This window comes from Streptomyces sp. NPDC055287, assembly GCF_053646035.1.
Window position 1 is genome coordinate 1 of the sequence record NZ_JBSHNE010000004.1, and the last position, 22,146, is coordinate 22,146.

Consider the following 22,146-nt stretch of genomic DNA (forward strand, 5'->3'; position numbering starts at 1 on the left):
GACGACTGCAAGACCCAGACGGGTGCCCAGCAGCAGCTCGGTGACGTCGACGCGATCGTGATCCCGGGCGGATTCGGCGAGCGTGGCGTCAACGGCAAGGTCGGCGCCATCCAGTACGCCCGCGAGAACAAGATCCCGCTGCTCGGCCTGTGCCTGGGCCTGCAGTGCATCGTCGTCGAGGCCGCCCGCAACCTCGCGGGCATCGAGGACGCCAACTCCACCGAGTTCGACGCGGCGACCGCCCACCCGGTGATCTCCACCATGGAGGAGCAGCTCGCCTACGTCGAGGGCGCCGGCGACCTGGGCGGCACCATGCGCCTCGGCCTCTACCCCGCGAAGCTCGCCGAGGGCTCGATCGTCCGTGAGGTCTACGACGACCAGCCCTACGTCGACGAGCGCCACCGCCACCGCTACGAGGTCAACAACGCCTACCGCGCGGAGCTGGAGAAGAAGGCGGGCATCGTCTTCTCCGGCACGTCCCCCGACAACAAGCTCGTCGAGTACGTCGAATACCCGCGCGAGGTCCACCCCTACCTGGTCGCCACCCAGGCACACCCCGAACTCCGCTCCCGCCCGACCCGCCCCCACCCGCTCTTCGCGGGCCTGGTCAAGGCCGCCGTCCAACGGCAGCAGGCCGCGGGCAAGACCGGCTCGGCCGCCAAGTAGTCGCAGGAGATACGGTTGCCGGGGTACGGGCCTTCTGGGCCGGTACCCCGGTTTTCTGCTTTCTGCTTTGGGAGGACGCTTCATGGCCATCAAGGACATCCCCGAGGAGTGGCAGGTCACCGCGACCGCGGTTCCCTTCACCGGCAACAAGACGAGCGTCCGCACCGACGACGTGGTCATGCCCGACGGCGGCGTGGTGCGCCGCGACTACCAGGTGCACCCCGGGTCCGTGGCGGTCCTGGCCCTCGACGAGAACGACCGTGTCCTGGTCATCCGCCAGTACCGGCACCCCGTGCGCCAGCGGCTGTGGGAGATCCCGGCCGGCCTGCTCGACGTACCCGGCGAGAATCCGCTGAGCGCCGCGCAGCGCGAGCTCTACGAAGAGGCACACGTCAAGGCCGAGGAGTGGCACGTCCTGGCCGACGTCTACCCGACGCCGGGAGGCTGCGACGAGGCCGTCCGCATCTTCTTCGCCCGCGATCTCTCCGACGTCGAGGGGGAGCGCTTCGAGGTCGAGGAGGAAGAGGCGGACATGGAACACGCGCGGGTTCCGCTCGGCGAACTCGTGCGCGGCGTGCTCGCCGGGGAGCTGCACAACACGTGCCTGGCCGTGGGCGTCCTGGCGCTGGCCGCCGCCCTTGCGGGAGAAGGGGTCGACGCACTGCGTCCGGCCGACGCCCCCTGGCCGGCGCGGCCCTTCGAGGCATGAGGGTGATCTGAAAATCCGCTGATCCGATTGGGTGATCCGCCCGCCGCGCTCCGCACGGTTCGTAGCAGAGCGTGAACTACGCTCGAAGTTCCCGACCGCAGACGCGGCGGGCTTGTGCGCAGGCGGACGGGAGCGTGGCCCGTGACGGATCAGGCGGTGGACACCAGCGGCGCGGCGGCGGGTTCCCCGGCAGGGCGGACGACGGGCGAGTTCTTCGGCAGAGCACGCGAGTTGAAGGAGCTGCGCGACGACATCGAGCGGGCCGGGCTCGACACCCTCGCCGGCCGCAAGGAGCCCAGGGCCCGCGTGCTGCTGATCGCGGGCCGCCCGGGCTCCGGCCGCACCGCCCTCGCCGCCGAACTCGCCGCGAGCCTCACTGCCGACTACCCCGACGGCACGCTGCGTGCCCGGCTGACCGATCCCGACGGCGTGCCCGTACCCACCGAGCGCACCGCCCGCGCGCTGCTCGACGACCTCGAGGTCGCGGTCCCGCCCGGGGCCGGTGACGACGAGCTGTCCGAGCTCGTCCGTGAGGCACTCGCCGCACGCCGCGTCCTGCTGGTCCTCGACGACGCCGCCGACGCCGAGCAGGTGGACCCGCTGCTGCCCGACAACCCGGACTGCCTGGTCGTGGCCACCGCCCGGGGCCCCCTCACCGGTATCCCCGGAGTCCGGCCCTGCACCATCGGAGGCCTGGACACCGGCTCCGCGGTCGAGCTGCTCGGCCGCTTCACCGGTGCGGTAAGGATCACGGTCGATCCCACGGCGGCCGACTCGCTCGCCGAGGAGTGCGGGGGACAGCCCGCCGCGCTGACCCTGATCGGCGGCTGGCTGGCCGCCAGCCCCAAGGCGTCCGTCGCCGATGTGACGAAGCGGCTGCACGACATGCCCGTCGAGCCCGGGCAGCCCACCGGCGGCCGGCCGCTCGCCCGCACGTTTCGTTTTGTGTACGAGTCGCTGCCGCAGCCCACGGCCCGGATGCTGCGCCTGCTCTCCCTCGCACCCGCCGGTGTCGTGGACGCGCACACCGCCTCCGCCCTGGCGGGCTGCTCGGTCTCCGGGGCCCAGACGGCACTGGACGACTTCGCCGCGCTCGGCCTGCTGCGCCGGGCGGGCGGGCGGCAGTACGAGGTGCCCGGCTGCCTCGCGCCCATGATGAAGGCGCTGATGGAGGACCGGGACCGGCCCGCCGAGGTGCAGCTGGCCCGGGCGAGGATGCTGGAGCGGACGGTGCGGCTGCTCCAGTCCTGCCGGGCGATCACCGAGCCCGACGGCTCCGCGGCCCGCAGGAATTTGGCGGGGCTGCCGCGCGCGCTGCGCTTCCCCAACGTCCCGGCCGCCGCCGAGTGGCTGCGGATCCGGCAGCCCGCGCTCCTCGCCTCGGCGCGGATCGCGGTCGAGGACGGTGAGCTCGACACCCTGGCGAGGCGGCTGGTGGCCGCACTGGTACGGGCGCTGGCGGCGCACCGGGGCACCGAAGCGGCGGCTCCCGAGCTGTACGGGCTGCACCGGCTCGTACTGGACGTGGCCGAGCGGTGCGGTCTGCACCGCGAGAAGGCCGCCGCGCTGCTCAATCTCGCGGATCTGGACGCGCGGACCGGTCGTACGGAGGAGGCGCTGACGCGTTACCGGGCCGCTCTGGACGCCGGCCGGGCAGCGGGTGACCCGTACGCGACAGGCCGTGCGATGGAATCCGTAGGCGGGACGCATCAGGAACTCGGTGACTGGCAGCGCGCCTCCGACTGGTACGGCCGGGCGCTGGAACAGCGGCTCACACGGGGCGAACAGGCGGATGCGGCACGGCTGTACGGGCGGCTCGGGGCCGTACACACCTACGCGGGGCGTTACGGCGAGGCGCTGCGCAACTGGCGCGCCGCGGCGGCGGGTCACCGCAGGACCGGCGATCTGCCGGGCCACGCAAGGGCGTTGAGCGAAGTGGCGAGGGTGCAGGAGTACGCCGGGCGGCCCGAGGAATCGCTGCGCACCTGCCGGGAGGCAGTCGAGTGGGCGCGGCGTGCCGAGGACGTACGGCTGCACGCTGCGCTGGAGTTGCGGCTCGCGGACACACTCGACCGGCTGGGGGACCCGGCGGCGGCGCGGCTGCACAGGAACGCTGCAGACAGTCTGCTGGTAGATGAGGGTTCTGCCTGCGAAATCCGCAGTGGTTCGCCGAGAGATTGATGCTTTGTAAGGCTAGACAGTAGGAAATCCTTCATTAGACTGGCTCTGCCGCGTCATGCTGCGGTGCTGCCCGGGTGTGCCGTGCGTACCTGGGTATGTATGGCAATGACCCATTTATTCCCCCTGAGCCAAGGACCGTGATCGACGTGAAGGTCGGCATCCCCCGCGAGGTCAAGAACAACGAGTTCCGGGTGGCCATCACCCCCGCAGGCGTGCACGAGCTGGTGCGCCACGGCCACCAGGTCTTCGTCGAGCAGAACGCCGGCGTCGGATCTTCGATCACGGACGGTGAGTACGTCGCCGCCGGAGCGCAGATCCTGGCGACCGCCGATGAGGTCTGGGCCACCGCTGACCTGCTGCTGAAGGTCAAGGAGCCCATCGCCGAGGAGTACCACCGCCTCCGCAAGGACCAGACGCTCTTCACCTACCTGCACCTCGCCGCTTCCCGTGAGTGCACGGACGCCCTGCTGGAGTCCGGCACCACCGCGATCGCCTACGAGACGGTGGAGACCGCGAACCGCGCCCTGCCGCTGCTCGCCCCGATGTCCGAGGTCGCGGGCCGGCTGGCCCCGCAGGTCGGCGCCTACCACCTGATGCGCTCGGTCGGTGGCCGCGGTGTGCTGCCGGGCGGTGTCCCGGGTACGGCGGCCGGCGAGGCCGTCGTCATCGGCGGCGGCGTCTCCGGCTGGAGCGCCACGCAGATCGCCGTCGGCATGGGCTTTCACGTGACCCTGCTCGACCGTGACATCAACAAGCTGCGCGAGGCCGACAAGGTCTTCGGCACCAAGGTGAAGACGATCGTCTCCAACGCCTTCGAGCTGGAGAAGGCCGTCGTCGAGGCCGACCTCGTCATCGGCGCGGTCCTGATCCCCGGCGCCAAGGCCCCGAAGCTCGTCACCAACGAGCTCGTCGCCAAGATGAAGCCCGGAAGTGTCCTTGTCGACATTGCGATCGACCAGGGCGGCTGCTTCGAGGACTCGCACGCTACGACGCACGCCGAGCCGACGTTCAACGTCCACAACTCGGTCTTCTACTGCGTCGCGAACATGCCGGGCGCCGTTCCGAACACCTCGACGTACGCACTGACGAACGCCACGCTGCCGTACATCGTGGAGCTCGCCAACCGCGGCTGGGTCGAGGCGCTGCGCCGCGACGCCGCCCTCGCCAAGGGCCTCAACACCCACGACGGCCAGGTTGTTTACCGCGAGGTCGCCGAGGCTCACGCGCTGCCGCACGTCGAACTGGGCACGCTCCTCGGCTGACGCGTCAACGAAAGTCGTCAACCTCACGCAACCGGCCGGACCTTGTCGAGCAAGGTCCGGTCGGACGTGTATCCGAGCACTTGCGCGGACACGTTCAACTCGCCGCGAACGTAACCCTTTAACCGTTTCGCGACCCTGTGAAACGCGCGGTCAGTGCCTCTCTTTTGCGCCCGCGCACCCTTGACACAGGGGTGTTCCGTTGCCGACACATCGGGCCGGGTCCGGCGGATTGTGTTGCTGCGGACCGGTGACACGCCATAGAGTCGCCAACCGTCGGCATGGTGCCACGCTGACCTATCGATAAGTTTCCTGGTCACGTCCAAGGAGGTAAGACGACTTGTGAATGAGTCGACATTTACTCCCGGGGGTGGTCAACCAGGAATGCCTGCACGGGGCCAGGGCCCATCGGGGCTCGAGGCTGTCGGCTCCGTCGCTGTCCGCACCTTCGCCACCCATCAGCACATGACGACAGCCCACCAGAGCATGGACGGCCTACACGTGAACGCCATGGCCGGCGACCAGAGTGGGGACAAGTCCACCACCCGCCTCGCCGACTTCGACGAGGTGCCCGAGGGGCACTTCTACGATCCCGATGCCGAGTACGAGCCCGACCCCGAGTACGCGGCCACCCTCGCCCCCGACGCTGCCCGCCAGCGCCGCGAGCGGATCGGCCCGACCGGACGGCCACTGCCGTACTTCCCGATCCCGGGCCCGCTGACCGATCACGGCCCCGCGAAGATCATCGCCATGTGCAACCAGAAGGGCGGCGTCGGCAAGACGACGTCGACCATCAATCTGGGTGCGGCTCTCGCGGAGTACGGACGACGGGTCCTGCTCGTCGACTTCGACCCGCAGGGAGCCCTGTCGGTCGGTCTCGGCGTGAACCCGATGGAGCTCGACCTGACGGTCTACAACCTGCTCATGGAGCGGGGCATGTCGGCCGACGAGGTCCTCCTGAAGACCGCGGTACCCAACATGGACCTGCTGCCGAGCAATATCGACTTGTCGGCGGCGGAAGTGCAGTTGGTCAGCGAGGTCGCCCGCGAGTCGACACTTCAGCGGGCGCTCAAGCCCCTGATGGCCGACTACGACTACATCGTGATCGACTGTCAGCCTTCGCTCGGTCTGCTCACCGTGAACGCCCTGACGGCGGCTCACAAGGTGATCGTGCCGCTGGAGTGCGAGTTCTTCGCGCTGCGCGGTGTGGCCCTGCTGACCGAGACGATCGAGAAGGTCCAGGAGCGGCTCAACCCCGACCTGGAGCTCGACGGCATCCTCGCGACGATGTACGACTCCCGTACGGTGCACAGCCGTGAGGTGCTGGCGAGGGTCGTCGAGGCCTTCGACGAGCACGTCTACCACACGGTGATCGGACGTACCGTCCGCTTCCCGGAGACCACGGTCGCCGGTGAGCCCATCACGACGTACGCCTCCAACTCGGTCGGTGCGGCCGCTTATCGCCAGCTCGCCAGGGAGGTGCTCGCCCGGTGTCACGCCGAGTGAGTCTGCCGGGGGCCGACGAACTGTTCCGCACGACCGGGGGAATGGCACTGCAGTCGTCGTCCCCGCGGCGCCCGCCCGTCAATGGCGAGGCACGCGTGCCGGGGCCGGCGGGGGAGAGCGACCCCGGGGCGGCGGGCGAGCAGTCCGAGGGCACGTCGGCCGCCGGTTCCGCCGGTGGCCGTGAGGGCACGGAGCACGCCGCCGCCGACGCCGAGGCCGGCGGACATCGCAGCCGGACCGTGGAGGGCGACCAGGCGGCCGCTGCCGCCACGAAGGCCCGGCGGGCACCCGAGGGGCAGCCGGCATCCCAGTCGGGCGCCCAGCAGCGTCCTGCGGCCTCCGGTGGTCCCGCCGCGGGCGGCCAGCCACGGCGCCGGGGCGGGCGCGGGGCGAACCGTCGCCCCAGTGGCCGCGAGCGCCACGACGAGAAGATCACGGTCTACGTCTCGGCCGAGGAACTGATGGACCTCGAGCACGCACGGCTGGTGCTGCGCGGGGAGCACGGGCTCGCTGTCGACCGCGGCCGGATCGTGCGGGAGGCGGTTGCCGTCGTCCTCGCGGATCTGGAGTCGCGGGGCGACGCGAGCATTCTCGTGCGGCGCCTGCGCGGGCGCTGACCGGACGGGCGGTAGCCTGCGCTGCCCCTGCTCTTGTTCCCCGCCCCCTGGACCACAGCCATGCCGCCGCGCCCCGACGATCCCGCTCCCGCCCCCCGCCGTCGCCTGGGGCGCGGGCCGGGGGCGCCGCAGCCGCCCGGCGGTGCCGGTGCGCGGGGTGCCGCAAAGTCGGCGGCGCCGGAAGGTGCGCCCGACGTACGGGCGGGTGAGGATCCCCCCGCTCCGGCCCCTCCCGCAGCCGGGGGTGCGGCGAGCGGCCCCCCGGATCCCGAACACGCGGGGCCGTCCGGAGGGGTATCCGCGAGCGACCCGGGCTCCCGCGACACCGGCCCTGCCGGAGCGGCGCCGGACGCAGCGGCTCCCGTCGAGGCCGTGCCCGTCGAGGCGGCTCCTGCCGAGGGCGTGCCCGTCGAGGCCGCTCCCGCCGAAGCGGCGCCTGCCGAGGCCGCGACGGACGGGCGGTTCACCGTCCGGCTGGTGAACTTCGAGGGGCCGTTCGACCTGCTGCTTCAGCTCATCTCGAAGCACAAGCTCGACGTCACCGAGGTCGCCCTCTCGAAGGTCACCGACGAGTTCATGGCCCACATCCGGGCCATGGGGCCCGACTGGGACCTCGACCAGACCACCGAGTTCCTCGTGGTCGCCGCGACGCTCCTCGACCTCAAGGCCGCCCGGCTGCTGCCCGCCGCCGAGGTGGAGGACGAGGGGGACCTCGCGCTGCTGGAGGCACGGGACCTGCTCTTCGCGCGGCTGCTGCAGTACCGCGCGTACAAGCGGATCGCCGACATCTTCAGCGAGCGGCTGGACGCGGAGGCCCGACGGTATCCGCGTACGGTCGGTCTGGAGCCGCACCACGCGGCGCTGCTGCCCGAGGTCGTCATCAGCATCGGCCCGGACGGCTTCGCCGCGCTCGCCGTGAAGGCCATGCAGCCCCGCGCCGAGCCACAGGTGTACGTCGATCACATCCACGCGCCTCTCGTCTCCGTACGGGAACAGGCGGAGGTGGTCGTCGCGCGGCTGAAGGAGTCGGGGGAGGCGACTTTCCAGTCGCTGACCGAGGACGCCTCCGACACCCTCACTGTCGTCGCCCGCTTTCTCGCGCTGCTGGAGCTCTACCGGGAGAAGGCCGTCGTACTGGACCAGGAGGAGGCACTCGGGGAGCTCATGGTGAGGTGGACCGGCGGAGAGGCGGCGCAGCCCGTCGTCACGGACGAATTCGATCAAGTGGTGGAGGAGACAACGTGAGCGAGCCCGTCGCGGTGGCGGACCTCGGCCTCAAGCCCGCCCTGGAGGCGGTCCTCATGGTCGTCGACGAGCCCGCCACCGAGGAACACCTGGCGAAGGTGCTCGAGCGGCCCCGCAGAGCCGTCGCGGACGCGTTGCGGGAGCTGGCCGACGAGTACGCCGTACAGGGGCGCGGATTCGAGCTCAGGCTGGTCGCCGGGGGGTGGCGCTTCTACACGCGGCCCGAGTACGCGGCGGCGGTCGAGAGCTTCGTGCTGGACGGCCAGCAGGCCCGTCTCACCCAGGCCGCCCTGGAGACGCTGGCGGTCGTCGCGTACCGGCAGCCGGTGAGCCGGTCACGGGTCTCGGCCGTACGGGGCGTGAACTGTGACGGCGTGATGCGGACCCTCCTCCAGCGCGGGCTGGTGGGGGAGGCGGGCACGGAACCCGAAACAGGTGCGATCCTGTACAGGACGACGAACTACTTTCTGGAGCGGATGGGCCTGCGTGGCCTGGACGAGCTCCCGGAGCTCGCGCCATTCCTCCCGGAGGCGGACGCGATCGAGGCTGAGACGCTAGAGGGTGTGCCGTCGTTCGATCCGGACGCCCCGGACACCGACGCAGACGACAAGACGGAATTTTGATGCGAAGCAGCAGCGGCAGGAACAGCGGAAGCGGCAACGACCGGAATCAGCGGGGCGCGGGCAAGGGGCGCGACGACAAGCAGAAGCGCACCGACCGTCCGGACCGTCCCCGTCCGGAGGAGCGCCGTTACGACGTCGGCCGTGACGCCCCCGGCGCCCGCGAGGGCGGCGGCGCGGGTCGCGGTGGCGCACCGGCCGGCCGCGGCGGCAGTGGTGCGGGTGCCGGTCGCGGTGGTGCGAGTGCCGGACGTGGAGGCAGCGGCGCGGGTCGCGGCGGTGCGGGTGCGGGACGTGGTGGCAGTGGCGCCGGAGGCGCCGCAGGTGGCTCGGGCACCGGCAGCCGTGGCGCGGCCGCGCGCGGTGGCGCCAAGGGCGGCCCCAAGGCCCCGCAGGGCGGTTTCCGGACCCCCGGACTGCGCCGTGGCCCGCAGAGCGCCCCGTCCCGGCCGCGCGAGCTCGACGCCAAGCTCGAGGAGCGCGTACGCGAGCGGCACAGCAAGCCCCAGGTGAAGACGCCCAAGACGTTCCCGGGAGCCGAGCAGGAGGGTGAGCGCCTGCAGAAGGTCCTCGCCCGTGCGGGCATGGGTTCGCGGCGCGCCTGCGAGGAGCTGATCGAGCAGGCCCGGGTCGAGGTCAACGGCGAGATCGTGACCGAGCAGGGCCGCCGCGTCGACGTGCACAAGGACGAGGTCAAGGTCGACGGTCTGACGGTCGCCACCCAGTCCCACCTCTTCTTCGCGCTGAACAAGCCGGCCGGAGTCGTCGCCACGATGGGCGACCCCGACGGCCGCCAGAACCTCAACGACTACGTCAACAACCGTGAGACGCGTCTCTTCCACGTCGGCCGACTGGACACCGAGACCGAGGGCATCATCCTGCTCACCAACCACGGCGAGCTGGCCCACCGTCTCACCCACCCGAAGTACGGCGTGAAGAAGACGTACCTCGCCGCCATCCAGGGACCGCTCCCGCGCGACCTCGGCAAGCGGCTCAAGGACGGCATCGCGCTGGAGGACGGGTACGCCCGCGCCGACCACTTCCGCGTCGTCGAGAACACCGGCAAGAACTACCTGGTCGAGGTGACCCTCCACGAGGGCCGCAAGCACATCGTCCGCCGCATGCTGGCCGAGGCCGGCTTCCCCGTCGAGCGGCTCGTGCGGACGTCCTTCGGGCCTATCCCGCTGGGCGACCAGAAGTCCGGCTGGCTGCGCCGCCTCACCAACACCGAGGTCGGCATGCTGATGAAGGAAGTCGGTCTGTAAACCGACGCCCTTTCGCCCCGAGCCCCGGCCGGTTCCTGTACGCACAGGAACCGGCCGGGGCTTTTTTGGCGCTTGTGGAACGGCCTGCCCTCCCTTTATAGTCACCTTGACTATTAAGGAGGCGGGCGTGAGTCTCGCGGACATACTCGAACCCCTGCAGCAGCCACTGGTGACCGTCCTGGACACCCCGGTGAGCTGGACCGAGGTCCTCGGGTTCGGCAGTGGCGCGCTCTGCGTCTGGCTCGTCGCCCGGCAGCACATCGCCAACTGGCCGATCGGCATCGCCAACAACCTCTTCTTCGTCCTCCTGTTCACCCAGGCGGGCCTGTACGCCGACGCCGGCCTGCAGGTCGTCTTCATCACCCTCGCCGCCTACGGCTGGTGGACCTGGACCCACGGGGGTGGACCAGGCTCCTCGTCCCTCCCGGTACGGCGCACGAGCCGCACCGAGTGGACCTGGCTGCTGGCGGCGGGGGCGGTGGGGACACTCGCCCTCACGCTCCTCCTCGACCGCGCCACCGATTCGACCGTTCCCTTCTGGGACGCCCTGACGACCGCGCTGTCCCTCATGGCGACGTACGGGCAGTGCAGGAAGCGTCTCGAGTCGTGGTGGCTGTGGATCGCGGCCGACGTCGTGTACGTCCCGCTGTACGCGTACAAGGAGCTGTATCTGACGTCCCTGCTGTACGTCGGTTTCATGGCCCTGTGCGTTCTCGGGCTGCTCAACTGGCGGCGCAGTCCCGCTTCCCGGGAACAGCCCGTCGCGCAGGCCGCGGTATGACGGCGTACAAGCACGGGCTCGTGCTCGGGAAGTTCTACCCGCCGCACGCGGGACACCATCACCTCGTGCGCACCGCACAGGAACGCTGCGAACGGCTCACCGTTCTCGTGTGCGCCTCGTCCGTCGAGTCCGTACCGCTCGCCGACAGGGTGGCGTGGATGCGGGCCGTGCACCCGGACGCCGACGTCGTGGGCGCCGTGGACGACATCCCCGTGGACATCACCGACCCGGCCGTGTGGGACGCGCACATGGCGGTCTTCCTGGCCGCTGTCCCCGCGCCCGTCGACGCCGTCTTCACCTCGGAGGCGTACGGCGACGAGCTCGGCCGGCGCTTCGGTGCGGACGCGGTGTGCGTCGACCCGGCACGTACGGCATTTCCCGTCTCGGGAACGGCCGTACGAGCCGATCCTGTCCGCCACTGGGACCACCTGGAGGCGCCCGTACGGGCCGCACTGGCGCGGCGCGTGGTCGTCCTGGGGGCCGAGTCGACGGGGACCACGACCATGGCGTGTGCGCTCGCCGAGCACTACCGGGGCCGTGGCGGCGTCTGGGAACGGACACAGTGCGTTCCCGAGTACGGCAGGGAGTACAGCGAGCGGAAGCTGGCCGCACTGCGCGCACAGCGGCCGGACGCCGACTGGGCGGAGGTCGCGTTCAGCACGGAGGAGTTCCCACTGATCGCACAACGGCAGTCCGACAGCGAGGACACAGCGGCCGGGGCTGGCTCGCCCGTGCTCTTCTGCGACACCGACGCCTTCGCCACCACGGTGTGGCACGAGCGCTACCTCGGTGGCCCCAGCCCGGACGTCGCGCGGATCGCCGCCCGCGGCCGGCAGCACCTGTGGCTGCTCACCGACCACACGGGGGTGCCCTTCGAGGACGACGGACTGCGCGACGGCGAGCATGTGCGGCCCTGGATGACCGCACGCTTCCGTGAGGAACTCACCCGTACAGGGCGCGGATTCCGCACGCTCGGCGGAACGCACGAGGAGCGGCTCGCGGCCGCCGTCGCCGCTGTGGACGCGCTGCTCGCCGAAGGGTGGGGCTTCACCGACCCTCTTCCGGAGAATCGATGAACGAAGAAGCGCACGAAGAGACGCCGCAAGGGACGCAACAAGGGAAGCGTCCAGCGACGCACGAAGAAGCGCAGTACGACCCGCACGCCTTCGAGCCGTTCGCCGTCACCGTCGACCTCGCCGTCTTCACCGTGCGCGAGGGCCGGCTGCACGTCCTGCTGATCCGGCGCGGACAGGACCCGTACGCCGGGGCGTGGGCGCTGCCGGGCGGCTTCATACTGCCACGCGAGTGCGCGGAGGACGCCGCCCGGCGCGAACTGGCCGAGGAGACCGGCCTGTCGCAGGAGTCCGCCGCCGGGCTCCACCTGGAACAGCTGCGTACGTACAGCGACCCCGACCGCGATCCGCGGATGCGCGTCGTCTCGGTCGCGTACACCGCGCTCGTGCCCGGCCTGCCGGAGCCGCGCGGCGGCGGCGACGCGGCGCACGCGCAGTGGACGCCCGTCGGCGGCCTGCCGGACCTCGCCTTCGACCACGGGCGGATCATCGCCGACGCCCGGGAGCGCATCCGCGCCAAGCTCGAATACACCTGCCTGGCCACGGCCTTCTGCCCGCCCGAGTTCACCCTGGGCGAGCTCCAGCAGGTGTACGAGACAGTCTGGGGCACGGAGCTCGACCGGCCGAACTTCCGGCGCAAGGTGCTCGCCTCGCCCGGCTTCGTGGAGCCACTGGAAGGGGCTCCACGGCGTACCGGAGGGCGCGGAAAACCCGCCGCCCTCTACCGGGCCGGGACCGCCGCGGCCCTGCATCCGCCACTTCTGCGCCCCGAACGACGATCCGAAGGAGAACGGTCCCAGTGAAGCAGGCAGCAACCGGTGCTCTCATAGGCCTCGCGCTCGGGGACGCCCTGGGCTTCCCGACCGAGTTCAAGGACGTACCTTCGATCCTCGCGAAGTGCGGGCCGTGGCGGGAGATGGAGCTGCCGACGCCCGCGATCGTCACGGACGACACCCAGATGACGCTCGCGCTGGGGCGCGGGATACGGACGGCGATGGAGCGCGGGGTGCTCGGGCCGCCGAGGCTGGCACGGCCCGTACGCGAGGAATTCGTGGACTGGTACCACTCGCCCGAGAACAACCGTGCCCCCGGCAACACCTGTCTCGTCGCCTGCCGACTGCTCGACAGCGACGTGCCCTGGCAGCGGGCCAGCCAGCTCGGCTCCAAGGGCTGCGGGGCCAATATGCGGGTCGCGCCGATCGGGCTCGTACCCGGGCTGGGTGAGGAACAGCGCGCCGGGGCCGCGCAGTTGCAGTCGGCGCTCACGCACGGGCACCCGACCGCGCTGGCGGCGAGCGACCTGACGGCCCACGCCGTGCACCTGCTCGCGCTGGGGACGGAGCCGACCGGACTGGTGGGGCTGCTTCGTTCGTACGCGTACGAGAACCGCACCCGGTACCACGAGCGCTGGCTCGGCGACCTGTGGACGCACTCCCACGACGCTTCGCCGGAGGCGTTCATGGCGCGCGGCTGGGACGAGTGCCTGGCCGTACTGGAATGTCTCGCGGAGGCCCTGCGTACACCGTCCCCCGAAACCGATCCCTGCCTGGCGACGGGCGACGGATGGATCGCGGAGGAGGCGCTCGCGACCGCGCTGCTGTGCTTCCTGCAGTTCCCCGAGGAGCCCGTCACAGCGTTGCGGCGGGCCGCGTGCACGAAGGGCGACTCGGACTCGATCGCCTGTCTGGCGGGGGCGTTCGCGGGAGCGCACCTGGGAGCGGGTGTGTGGCCGGCCGAGTGGGCCGGGCGCATCGAGTACCGGGGTGAGCTGCTGGCCCTCGGCGCGCTCTGGGACGCTTGATCCATGTCTGCGTACGAGAAGCGTCTTCGCGAGGCCGGGCTGCCGGACACCGACCTCGCCCCCATCCTCGCGGAGGAGACCGATCCGCTGCTGTTCGCGACCGTCTCCGGGGCGCACCTGTACGGGTTCCCGTCCCGGGACTCGGACGTCGACCTGCGCGGCACGCACCTGTTGCCCGCGGCCGATCTCGTCGGCCTGGGGGAGCCCGACGAGACGCGCAGCCGCATGTGGGTGCGCGACGGCGTGGAGATGGACCTGGTCACGCACGACCTGCGCAAGTTCGTACGGCTGATGCTGCGGCGCAACGGCTATGTGCTGGAGCAGTTGCTCTCGCCCCTGATCGTGCGTACGAGCGACGCGCACGCGGAGCTGGCCCAGCACGCTGCAGCCGTGCTGACCAGTCATCACGCGCATCACTACCGGGGTTTCGCGGGCACGCAATGGCGGCTCTTCGAGAAGACCGGTGAGCTGAAGCCGCTGCTCTATACCTTCCGGGCGCTGCTGACCGGCATCCACCTGATGCGCAGCGGCGAGGTGCAGGCCCATCTGCCCACCCTGCTGGGGCAGGTCGACGCCCCGGCATACCTGGCGGAGCTGATCGAGGCCAAGGCCGAGGCCGAACACGCCGCCGCCCACGGCCCGGACCGCGAGCGTCTGAGCGCGGACGTCGACGCCCTGCTCGGCGTCCTCGACGCCGCCCAGGCGGCGTCACGGCTCCCGGCCGAGACCGCGGCGTACGAGCGGCTGAACGACTTCGTCGTACGGGCGCGGCTCGGTCGCGACCGGAGCGCGCAGCTCACCGCCCAACCCCGCTGAGTCGCAGGTCACCGCCCAAGCCCGCTGAGTCGCAGGTCAGCGCCCAAGCTGCCGAGTCGCAGGTCACCGCCCAAGCCCGCTGAGTCGCAGCTCACCGCCTCAGCGGGCTGAGGCGCGGCGCGTGCGCAGCAGGAAATCCTCCACCCGGGGGCGGTCCGGCTCCGCCGACAGGGGGCTCTTCGCCTCGGCGGCCTCCGCCTCCGCCGTGAGCACCCTCATCCGCCGCTCGACCTCCGGCCACGCCACCTCCCCGCGCTTGACCGCGAGCAGCCGCTCGCGGTCCTCGCCCACGCCGATCACCAGCTCGCCCGTACGCAGGAGATCGCGGCAGCTGCCGAGCAGCCGCAGCAGGTGCATGGCGTGTTTCCAGCGCGGGGCGCCGTGCTGCCGTACGTCCGCCTCCAGCTTCTTGCGCTGGCCCTCCGCGTACCGGGCGAACGTCTGATGGGCCCGCCGGGAGAGGAACGCGCCGCGCAGGGCGAGCAGCTCGCGGCCGGTGGCGTCGACGTGCTCGACCAGCGGGGAGTGCAGGCACTCCAGAATGTTGGGGTTGGCGCGCAGGGCCAGCTCGCAGAAGCGTTCCAGCTCCCACGAGAACTGCTCGTCCGCCGGCCCCTCCACGTGCGTCGGCGGCTTCTCGAAGCGCCAGAACAGCGGCGTCGGCGCGACGAAGACGCCGCGCCGGTCCGTGTCGCTGGCGTCCGTCGCCAGGCCGAAGGCGCGCGAGCCCATCACGCAGGAGTACACCGTGTGATGCCGTACGAGCTCTTCGGCCGTCGGCGCGGCAGCCGGCGGGGCAGCGGTCGGGGCGGCGGTCGGGGCAGGGGCAGCCGGCGGGATCATGCTCCGGATTGTGCCGCAGTCAGGGCAGCCGGATCGAACCACTTTCCACGGTGATCTGCCGCGGCGGGAGCGGCTTGCGGGCCGGTCCGTTGGCGACCGAGGCGTCCGTGATCCGGAACTTGCTGCCGTGACAGGGGCAGTTGATGGTGCCGTCCTCGACGCTGCCGACCGTGCACCCCTGGTGGGTGCAGATCGCGGAGAAGGCCTTGAAGGTGCCCTCCTCCGGCTGCGTCACCACGACCTTCTCGCTCTTGAAGATCGTGCCGCCGCCCACCGGGATCTCCGAGGTACTGGCGAGCGCCTGGCCGCCGCCAGGCGTTTCCTCCGCGGTCGGCGACTCCGCGGTCGGCGACTCTCCGGTCGGCGCGGTCGGCTCCGGGGGCGCCGGGGACGCCGGCGTTTCCTCGCCGCCACCGTTGTCGCCGTTCCCGCCGCAGCCGGCGGCCATCGCGGTGCCCGCCGCGGCGGCCGCGAGGATCGTCCGGCGGCTCGTGCCCTTGCCCATCAGGTGCTCCTCAAGTCGTCCCATGTCGTCTCACGCCGTCACACCGGAGGCGCGCGAGAACGCGAGCGCCGAGGCCGGCCGCTCGGCGCGAAGCAGCAGCATCTTCGCGCCGAAAGCCCTGGAGAAGAAGCACCGGAGCAGCGAATGCCGCATCCCGCGGCCGCTGTACGTCTGATAGCCCAGTCCGTACGGCCACCCGTGCGGCTGTCTCCGCAACGGTCCGCCGGGCTGTCCGCCCAGCTGTCCGCGCTGCGCGAGGGGCGCAGAGGGCGGGGAGCAGCCCCGCGACCCAACTACGCTGAATCACGCAGGCGCGGATGAGGTACGGAGCGAGGAGCACGACGTGGCAGTACGAGCGGTGCGCGGGGCGGTCCAGCTGGAGCGGGACGAGGCCGGGCACATGGGTGAGCAGGTCAGCGAGCTGCTCACCGCGATCCTGGAGCGCAACGGGCTCACCCCCGACGACCTCATCAGCATCTGGTTCACCGCCACCCCCGACCTCCACAGCGACTTCCCGGCTGCCGCCGCACGGGGGCTCGGCATCGTCGACGTACCGCTGATCTGCGCCCAGGAACTGGACATAGCGGGCGCCATGCCCCGCGTCGTACGGATCCTCGCGCACGTCGAGTCGGAGCTGCCCAAGTCCTCCGTCTCGCACATCTACCTCGGCGCCGCCGCCGCCCTCCGCAAGGACATCGCCCAGTGAGAACCGCACTTGTCATCGGAACCGGCCTCATCGGCACCTCCGCGGCCCTCGCCCTCGCCGGGCGCGGCATCACCGTCCACCTCGCCGACCACGACCCCGCGCAGGCCCACACCGCCGCCGCCCTCGGCGCCGGCACCGACGAGGCGCCCGAAGGCCGTGTCGACCTGGCCGTCGTCGCCGTACCGCCCGCGCACGTGGCCGCGACGCTGGCCGACGCCATGCGGCGTGGGATCGCCCGCGCGTACATCGACGTCGCCAGCGTCAAGGGCGGGCCGCGCCGCGAGCTGGAGGCGCTGGGCTGCGACCTCACGGGGTACATCGGCACGCACCCGATGTCCGGCAAGGAACGTTCGGGCCCCCTCGCCGCGACCGCCGACCTCTTCGAGGGCCGTCCCTGGGTCCTGACCCCCACCCGCGACACCGACACCGAGGTCCTCAACCTCGCGCTGGAACTGGTCGCTCTCTGCCGGGCCGTTCCGGTGGTCATGGACGCGGACGCCCACGACCGCGCGGTCGCACTCGTCTCGCACACCCCGCAGCTGGTCTCCTCGATGGTCGCGGCGCGGCTGGCGGACGCGGACGAGACAGCGGTACGGCTCTGCGGCCAGGGCATCCGGGACGTCACCCGCATCGCCGCCTCCGACCCCCGGATGTGGGTCGAGATCCTCTCCGCCAACCCGGGCCCCGTGGCGGACGTGCTCACCGGCGTCGCGGCCGACCTGGAGGAGACCGTCCAGGCGCTGCGCGCCCTGCAGTCCGCCGACGAGGACAAGCGCCGGGGCGGCGCCCACGGCATCGAGGACGTCCTGCGGCGCGGCAACGCCGGGCGCGAGCGCGTGCCGGGCAAGCACGGAGCCGCTCCCGCGGCGTACGAGATCGTCGCGGTCCTCATCAGCGACCGTCCCGGCGAGCTGGCGCGGATCTTCGCGGACGCCGGGCGGGCGGGCGTGAACATCGAGGACGTACGCATCGAGCACGCGACGGGGCAGCAGGCGGGTCTGGTCCAGCTGATGGTGGAGCCGGCGGCCGCGCCCGGGCTGAGCGCGTCGCTGCGGGAGCGGGGCTGGTCGATCCGCCAGTAGCAGCGACGGCGGTCCGCGGCGATGTCCGCTTTGTGGGGGCTTCGCAGGGGCGTCGAGGGCGGGGCCGGGGACTCGGTAACCTTGTGTGGGGTCCGTCGGGTCCCAACCGCCCAAGCCCGTGTACCAGGAAGGTGTCCTACACCGTGGAAACCGCCGCCCGGACCGCCCCGGCAGCAGTGATTGTCGCCATCGACGGCCCCTCCGGCACGGGCAAGTCCAGCACCTCCAAGGCCGTCGCCGCCAAGCTCGGCCTGAGCTACCTGGACACCGGCGCCCAGTACCGGGCGATCACGTGGTGGATGCTGAACAACGGCATCGACGTCACGGACGCCGTCGCCATCGCGGACGCCGCTGGGAAGCCCGTGATCGTCTCCGGCACCGACCCGTCCGCCCCCACGATCACGGTCGACGGAATCGACGCTTCCGGGCCGATCCGCACCCAGGAGGTCACCTCCAAGGTGAGCGCCGTGAGCGCCGTGCCCGAGGTGCGCACCCTCATCACCGAGCTCCAGCGGTCCATCGCCAAGGGCGCCGCGCTCGGCATCGTCGTCGAGGGCCGCGACATCGGTACGACCGTGCTGCCGGACGCGGACCTCAAGATCTTCCTGACCGCCTCTCCCGAGGCGCGCGCCGCCCGCCGCAGCGGCGAGCTGAAGGGCGCGGACGTGTCCGCGACCCGCGAGGCCCTGCTGAAGCGTGACGCGGCCGACTCCAGCCGCAAGACCTCGCCGCTCGCCAAGGCGGACGACGCCGTCGAGGTCGACACCAGCGACCTCACGCTGGAGCAGGTCATCGAGTGTGTCGTTACCCTGGTCGAGGGGAAGCGGGCCGCGAAGTGACCGCCCCCACACTGCGTGGTGCGGCGGTCGGTCGCGGCATCGGCATCGGCCTCATGTACGGGCTGTGGAAGCCCCGCGTGCTCGGTGCCTGGCGGGTGCCCATGAGCGGCCCGGTGATCCTGGCCGTGAATCACTCGCACATGATCGACGGCCCCATGCTGATGGGGGCGGCCCCCAGGCCGGTGCACTTCCTGATCAAGAAAGAGGCGTTCGTCGGCCCCCTCGACCCGTTCCTGCGCGGAATCGGGCAGCTGAAGGTGGACCGGTCGACCGCCGACCGTACGGCGATCTCGAACGCGCTCGGCGTCCTCGCGGACGGTGGCGTGCTCGGGATCTTCCCCGAGGGGACCCGGGGCGAGGGCGACTTCGCGTCGCTGCGCGCCGGTCTCTCGTACTTCGCCGTACGCGGCGGGGCGCCGATCGTCCCCGTGGCGGTACTCGGCAGCACCGAGCGCCGCGGCCGGCTGATACGGGGGCTGCCGCCGCTGCGCAGCCGGGTGGACATCGTCTTCGGTGACCCCTTCGAGGCCGGCGACGGCAGCGGACGGCGCACACGCAAGGCGCTGGACGAGGCCACCGTTCGTATTCAGGAGAGGCTGACCGCCCACCTGGAAAGTGCCAGGCGCCTTACCGGGCGCTAGGCGAGACTTGAGTAGTGGACCGCGCGAATCGGGTGGTCCATCGATGATGATGAACGAGGAACGGACTTCATGAACGACCAGATTCACTCCGGCGACGAGCACGGAGCACTTGGCGACGCCGAGTACGCGGAGTTCATGGAGCTCGCCGCGCAGGAGGGCTTCGACCCCGAAGAGGTCGAAGGCGCGATCGGCGAAGCCGGTCACGGCCCGCTGCCCGTCCTCGCCGTCGTCGGCCGCCCCAATGTCGGCAAGTCGACCCTGGTGAACCGCATCATCGGCCGCCGCGAGGCCGTCGTCGAGGACAAGCCCGGCGTCACCCGTGACCGTGTCACCTACGAAGCCGAGTGGGCGGGCCGCCGCTTCAAGATCGTCGACACCGGCGGCTGGGAGCAGGACGTCCTCGGCATCGACGCGTCCGTCGCCGCCCAGGCTGAGTACGCGATCGAGGCCGCCGACGCGGTCGTCTTCGTCGTCGACTCCACGGTCGGCGCGACCGACACAGACGAGGCGGTCGTCAGGCTGCTGCGCAAGGCCGGCAAGCCGGTCGTGCTCTGCGCCAACAAGGTCGACGGCCTGAGCGGCGAGGCGGACGCGACCGCCCTGTGGTCGCTCGGCCTCGGCCAGCCCCACCCGGTCTCCTCGCTGCACGGCCGCGGCACCGGCGACATGCTGGACGCCATCCTCGAGGCCCTGCCCGAGGCCCCGGCGCAGACCTTCGGCCTGGCTGCCGGCGGACCGCGCCGTATCGCGCTCATCGGCCGTCCGAACGTCGGCAAGTCGTCGCTCCTCAACCGGGTGGCGAACGAGGACCGCGTCGTCGTCAACGAGATCGCGGGCACCACGCGCGACCCGGTCGACGAGCTGATCGAGCTCGGCGGCATCACCTGGAAGTTCATCGACACGGCCGGCATCCGCCGCCGCGTCCACCTCCAGGAGGGCGCGGACTACTACGCCTCGCTGCGTACCGCTGCCGCCGTCGAGAAGGCCGAGGTCGCGGTCGTACTGATCGATGCCAGCGAGTCCATCAGCGTGCAGGACCAGCGGATCATCACGATGGCCGTCGAAGCGGGCCGCGCGCTGGTCATCGCGTACAACAAGTGGGACACCCTCGACGAGGAGCGCCGGTACTACCTCGAGCGCGAGATCGAGACGGAGCTCGCCCAGATCGCGTGGGCGCCTCGGGTGAACGTCTCGGCGCAGACCGGCCGCCACATGGAGAAGCTGGTCCCGGCGATCGAAACGGCGCTGGCCGGCTGGGAGACACGCATCCCGACCGGCAGGCTCAACGCCTTCCTCGGCGAGATCGTCGCCTCCCACCCGCACCCGGTCCGCGGCGGCAAGCAGCCCCGCATCCTCTTCGGGACGCAGGCGGGAGCGAAGCCGCCGCGGTTCGTGCTCTTCGCCTCCGGCTTCCTGGAGGCCGGCTACCGGCGGTTCATCGAGCGCCGGCTGCGCGAGGAGTTCGGCTTCGAGGGCACGCCGATCCACATCTCGGTGCGGGTGCGCGAGAAGCGCGGCCGCAAGAAGTGACGGCAGGGGCCTGCGGACGGGCCTAGAACCCCCGACGGGGAGCGGGCGGCAGCGCGGCCGGGAAGTGATTCCCGGTGTGCTGTCGCCCGTTGCCGTTGGAGGTGGTGCTGCCGTCGCTGCTCGTGACGCGCCAGAAGCCGGTGTGCCCGCCGCCGTGCGTTCCCTGGCCGGTGTGACTCGTGTGGCCGGGGCCTTCGCTGTGGCGCGGCCCCCCGGCGAAGCCCGTGAACCCCAGTTCCTCCTCGCCGCTGCGGTCGCCGGGCAGCGCCCGGAAGGACCTGCGGTACTCCGAGTACAGCGCGTCGTAGATCGGGGTGTGCGAGGGGTCGGCCCGGCTCTCCCGCGAGGGACGCATCGCGGGGATGTGGGTCTGGTACGGCTGATGGCGTGAGGGGTCGTATGAGTGCACGTATGTGCCAACGACCCCAGCGCCCGTCGGATGCGGGCCGAGCAGGGAATTCCCTGCTCGGCGGGGGTGAGTGGAGCGCATGGACCTGTCGTACGGTCCGGGCCCCGTCAGGTGCCGGCCAGCGGCATGGCGGCGGCGGCCAGCACGCCACGGGCGGCCGCCCGCTCCAGGGCGTTGCGCAGCAGGTCCTCGCGCGGCTGCTGGCCGATCGAACCGGCGGGCACGGTGTAGACGAGGACCGTGCTCGACTTGTTGGCCGCCGTCCGCCAGCCCTCGGTGACCTGGAGGGGCTGGTGCGCCTGCCACCAGGAGACCGGGTTGCCGCCGTTGGTTCCCGGCTGGAGTACGGCGTGCAGCTGGCCCATGGCGAGCAGGACCGACCAGCCGGGCAGCGGGGCGGGCACGTCGGCCATGTCGGTGACCGGCTGGAAGCCCTGCTCGGTGACGAGCGGCAGGAACGCGTCGGTGGTGCTGTCGGAGCCGGGGCGGGCGACCGGGCCGGTCGGCTCGACGACCAGGGCCGGGTGCAGCTGGCCGTCGATCAGCACGAGGCCGCTGGTGATCCCGAGAACCGCCTGGCCGGGCGAGCCGCCGAACTCCTCGGCGCCGGGGAGCTCCGGGCCGCCGCCGGTGATGCTGCGTACGGCGCCCTGGAGCTGGTCCTCGGCCACCTGGACGACCTGCGAGGGGATGCAGGTGGCGTGGGCGAACGCGAGCACGGCGGTTTCCTCGCCGATGAACAGCACGGTGCTCGTGCGCTCCAGTTCGGAGTCGCCCTGGGTGCGGCAGGAGGTGCAGTCGTAACTGCCCGGGGCGTTCTCGCCGGCGAGCAGGCGGTCGGCTTCTTCGTTGCCGATCTCGGCGCGTACGTCGTCGCTGACGTCGAGCATGCGCGGCACGGGGGACTCCTCGGACTCGGTGCGGGTGCCGGGCGGTTCCCGGCTCGTCAAGAAGACAACGGGTGATCTGTCGCCGGGGTCACGCGAAGAGGGGAACGGAATCGAACCAACCAGGCGGGGCGGCCCGCGTCAACGCCGGGTCGGCCGACCGGG

The 22,146-nt window shown here is 71.5% G+C and carries 24 protein-coding genes; 19 read left to right on the forward strand and 5 right to left on the reverse strand.

All coding sequences use genetic code 11. From position 1 onward, the window contains the following. From ACWIHY_RS08010 to ACWIHY_RS08075, 14 genes are all read left to right on the forward strand, one after another. Positions 1-666: glutamine amidotransferase-related protein (locus ACWIHY_RS08010; protein WP_454374787.1), on the forward strand; the 666-nt coding region annotated here is incomplete at its 5' end. An 82-nt stretch (positions 667-748) separates the two neighbouring features. After that, on the forward strand, positions 749-1,375 hold the full coding sequence (locus ACWIHY_RS08015) for an NUDIX domain-containing protein (RefSeq protein WP_454374788.1): 627 nt from the start codon (positions 749-751) through the stop codon (positions 1,373-1,375). 141 nt (positions 1,376-1,516) lie between these two features. Continuing rightward, a complete protein-coding gene (locus ACWIHY_RS08020; protein ID WP_454374789.1) occupies positions 1,517-3,556 on the forward strand; it encodes a tetratricopeptide repeat protein in 2,040 nt (679 codons plus the stop codon). A 146-nt stretch (positions 3,557-3,702) separates the two neighbouring features. Next, positions 3,703-4,818, forward strand: a complete 1,116-nt coding sequence (ald, locus tag ACWIHY_RS08025) for an alanine dehydrogenase (RefSeq protein WP_454375115.1) — start codon at positions 3,703-3,705, stop codon at positions 4,816-4,818. A 381-nt stretch (positions 4,819-5,199) separates the two neighbouring features. Further along, the gene (locus ACWIHY_RS08030) at positions 5,200-6,321 is read left to right on the forward strand and encodes a ParA family protein (protein WP_454374790.1); all 1,122 of its coding nucleotides are present in this window, start codon (positions 5,200-5,202) and stop codon (positions 6,319-6,321) included. Continuing rightward, entirely contained in the window at positions 6,318-6,938 is a 621-nt protein-coding gene (locus ACWIHY_RS08035; RefSeq protein WP_454375116.1) for a hypothetical protein, read from the forward strand. The genes ACWIHY_RS08030 and ACWIHY_RS08035 overlap by 4 nt, the downstream gene beginning before the upstream one ends. A 60-nt stretch (positions 6,939-6,998) precedes the next feature. Further along, the gene (locus tag ACWIHY_RS08040) at positions 6,999-8,183 is read left to right on the forward strand and encodes a segregation and condensation protein A (protein WP_454374791.1); all 1,185 of its coding nucleotides are present in this window, start codon (positions 6,999-7,001) and stop codon (positions 8,181-8,183) included. Then, entirely contained in the window at positions 8,180-8,806 is a 627-nt protein-coding gene (gene scpB / locus ACWIHY_RS08045) for an SMC-Scp complex subunit ScpB (protein ID WP_454374792.1), read from the forward strand. Before ACWIHY_RS08040 ends, scpB begins: the two co-directional genes overlap by 4 nt. Continuing rightward, positions 8,806-10,068 carry a pseudouridine synthase gene (locus ACWIHY_RS08050; protein WP_454374793.1) on the forward strand — a complete coding sequence of 421 codons (1,263 nt, stop codon included), beginning with the start codon at positions 8,806-8,808 and terminating at the stop codon, positions 10,066-10,068. The genes scpB and ACWIHY_RS08050 overlap by 1 nt, the downstream gene beginning before the upstream one ends. Positions 10,069-10,195: 127 nt before the next feature. Further along, entirely contained in the window at positions 10,196-10,849 is a 654-nt protein-coding gene (gene pnuC, locus ACWIHY_RS08055) for a nicotinamide riboside transporter PnuC (protein ID WP_454374794.1), read from the forward strand. Continuing rightward, positions 10,846-11,925 (forward strand): AAA family ATPase, encoded by a 1,080-nt coding sequence (locus ACWIHY_RS08060; RefSeq protein WP_454374795.1) that lies wholly within the window; start codon positions 10,846-10,848, stop codon positions 11,923-11,925. Before pnuC ends, ACWIHY_RS08060 begins: the two co-directional genes overlap by 4 nt. After that, entirely contained in the window at positions 11,922-12,725 is an 804-nt protein-coding gene (locus ACWIHY_RS08065) for an NUDIX hydrolase (protein WP_454374796.1), read from the forward strand. Before ACWIHY_RS08060 ends, ACWIHY_RS08065 begins: the two co-directional genes overlap by 4 nt. Continuing rightward, positions 12,722-13,723, forward strand: a complete 1,002-nt coding sequence (locus ACWIHY_RS08070; RefSeq protein ID WP_454374797.1) for an ADP-ribosylglycohydrolase family protein — start codon at positions 12,722-12,724, stop codon at positions 13,721-13,723. Before ACWIHY_RS08065 ends, ACWIHY_RS08070 begins: the two co-directional genes overlap by 4 nt. A 3-nt stretch (positions 13,724-13,726) precedes the next feature. Next, positions 13,727-14,539, forward strand: coding sequence for a nucleotidyltransferase domain-containing protein (locus ACWIHY_RS08075; protein ID WP_454374798.1), 813 nt, complete (start codon positions 13,727-13,729; stop codon positions 14,537-14,539). Positions 14,540-14,638: 99 nt separating this feature from the next. On the opposite strand, the gene ACWIHY_RS08080 is transcribed toward ACWIHY_RS08075, so the two are convergent. Genes ACWIHY_RS08080 through ACWIHY_RS08090 form a run of 3 tightly spaced genes read right to left on the reverse strand, consistent with a single transcriptional unit; the run spans position 14,639 to position 16,040 of the window. Next, positions 14,639-15,382: a nucleotidyltransferase domain-containing protein gene (locus tag ACWIHY_RS08080; protein ID WP_454374799.1), complete on the reverse strand. Its 744-nt coding sequence runs from the start codon at positions 15,380-15,382 to the stop codon at positions 14,639-14,641. 19 nt (positions 15,383-15,401) lie between these two features. After that, positions 15,402-15,911 (reverse strand): Rieske (2Fe-2S) protein, encoded by a 510-nt coding sequence (locus ACWIHY_RS08085; protein ID WP_454374800.1) that lies wholly within the window; start codon positions 15,909-15,911, stop codon positions 15,402-15,404. Between the two features lie 6 nt (positions 15,912-15,917). Then, positions 15,918-16,040 carry a hypothetical protein gene (locus ACWIHY_RS08090; protein ID WP_454374801.1) on the reverse strand — a complete coding sequence of 41 codons (123 nt, stop codon included), beginning with the start codon at positions 16,038-16,040 and terminating at the stop codon, positions 15,918-15,920. A gap of 190 nt (positions 16,041-16,230) precedes the next feature. Between ACWIHY_RS08090 and aroH the strand changes: the two genes are divergently transcribed. The 5 genes from aroH (at position 16,231) to der (ending at position 20,685) form a co-directional block, all read left to right on the forward strand. Further along, the gene (gene aroH, locus ACWIHY_RS08095; RefSeq protein ID WP_454374802.1) at positions 16,231-16,593 is read left to right on the forward strand and encodes a chorismate mutase; all 363 of its coding nucleotides are present in this window, start codon (positions 16,231-16,233) and stop codon (positions 16,591-16,593) included. Next, a complete protein-coding gene (locus tag ACWIHY_RS08100; protein WP_454374803.1) occupies positions 16,590-17,675 on the forward strand; it encodes a prephenate dehydrogenase in 1,086 nt (361 codons plus the stop codon). The genes aroH and ACWIHY_RS08100 overlap by 4 nt, the downstream gene beginning before the upstream one ends. Positions 17,676-17,806: 131 nt before the next feature. After that, positions 17,807-18,514: a (d)CMP kinase gene (gene cmk / locus ACWIHY_RS08105; protein ID WP_454374804.1), complete on the forward strand. Its 708-nt coding sequence runs from the start codon at positions 17,807-17,809 to the stop codon at positions 18,512-18,514. 53 nt (positions 18,515-18,567) lie between these two features. Then, positions 18,568-19,155 (forward strand): lysophospholipid acyltransferase family protein, encoded by a 588-nt coding sequence (locus ACWIHY_RS08110; RefSeq protein ID WP_454375117.1) that lies wholly within the window; start codon positions 18,568-18,570, stop codon positions 19,153-19,155. 69 nt (positions 19,156-19,224) lie between these two features. Next, the gene (gene der / locus ACWIHY_RS08115; RefSeq protein ID WP_454374805.1) at positions 19,225-20,685 is read left to right on the forward strand and encodes a ribosome biogenesis GTPase Der; all 1,461 of its coding nucleotides are present in this window, start codon (positions 19,225-19,227) and stop codon (positions 20,683-20,685) included. A 22-nt stretch (positions 20,686-20,707) separates the two neighbouring features. Here the strand turns inward: der and ACWIHY_RS08120 are convergent, their stop codons facing one another. Beyond that, positions 20,708-21,040, reverse strand: a complete 333-nt coding sequence (locus ACWIHY_RS08120; RefSeq protein WP_454374806.1) for a hypothetical protein — start codon at positions 21,038-21,040, stop codon at positions 20,708-20,710. A gap of 161 nt (positions 21,041-21,201) precedes the next feature. Next, entirely contained in the window at positions 21,202-21,993 is a 792-nt protein-coding gene (locus ACWIHY_RS08125) for a hypothetical protein (RefSeq protein WP_454375118.1), read from the reverse strand. Between the last annotated feature and the right edge of the window lie 153 nt (positions 21,994-22,146).

What these genes read in the sequence shown, in the direction of transcription:
- ACWIHY_RS08075 (WP_454374798.1), top strand. Translation starts at nt 13,727, where the DNA reads ATGTCTGCGTACGAGAAGCGTCTTCGCGAGGCCGGGCTGCCGGACACC.
- ACWIHY_RS08090 (WP_454374801.1), bottom strand. Translation starts at nt 16,040, where the DNA reads ATGCGGCATTCGCTGCTCCGGTGCTTCTTCTCCAGGGCTTTCGGCGCG.
- ACWIHY_RS08030 (WP_454374790.1), top strand. Translation starts at nt 5,200, where the DNA reads ATGCCTGCACGGGGCCAGGGCCCATCGGGGCTCGAGGCTGTCGGCTCC.
- ACWIHY_RS08040 (WP_454374791.1), top strand. Translation starts at nt 6,999, where the DNA reads ATGCCGCCGCGCCCCGACGATCCCGCTCCCGCCCCCCGCCGTCGCCTG.
- ACWIHY_RS08065 (WP_454374796.1), top strand. Translation starts at nt 11,922, where the DNA reads ATGAACGAAGAAGCGCACGAAGAGACGCCGCAAGGGACGCAACAAGGG.
- ACWIHY_RS08080 (WP_454374799.1), bottom strand. Translation starts at nt 15,382, where the DNA reads ATGATCCCGCCGGCTGCCCCTGCCCCGACCGCCGCCCCGACCGCTGCC.
- ACWIHY_RS08085 (WP_454374800.1), bottom strand. Translation starts at nt 15,911, where the DNA reads ATGGGACGACTTGAGGAGCACCTGATGGGCAAGGGCACGAGCCGCCGG.
- der (WP_454374805.1), top strand. Translation starts at nt 19,225, where the DNA reads ATGAACGACCAGATTCACTCCGGCGACGAGCACGGAGCACTTGGCGAC.
- ACWIHY_RS08120 (WP_454374806.1), bottom strand. Translation starts at nt 21,040, where the DNA reads ATGCGTCCCTCGCGGGAGAGCCGGGCCGACCCCTCGCACACCCCGATC.
- ACWIHY_RS08110 (WP_454375117.1), top strand. Translation starts at nt 18,568, where the DNA reads ATGTACGGGCTGTGGAAGCCCCGCGTGCTCGGTGCCTGGCGGGTGCCC.
- ACWIHY_RS08050 (WP_454374793.1), top strand. Translation starts at nt 8,806, where the DNA reads ATGCGAAGCAGCAGCGGCAGGAACAGCGGAAGCGGCAACGACCGGAAT.
- ACWIHY_RS08015 (WP_454374788.1), top strand. Translation starts at nt 749, where the DNA reads ATGGCCATCAAGGACATCCCCGAGGAGTGGCAGGTCACCGCGACCGCG.
- ACWIHY_RS08060 (WP_454374795.1), top strand. Translation starts at nt 10,846, where the DNA reads ATGACGGCGTACAAGCACGGGCTCGTGCTCGGGAAGTTCTACCCGCCG.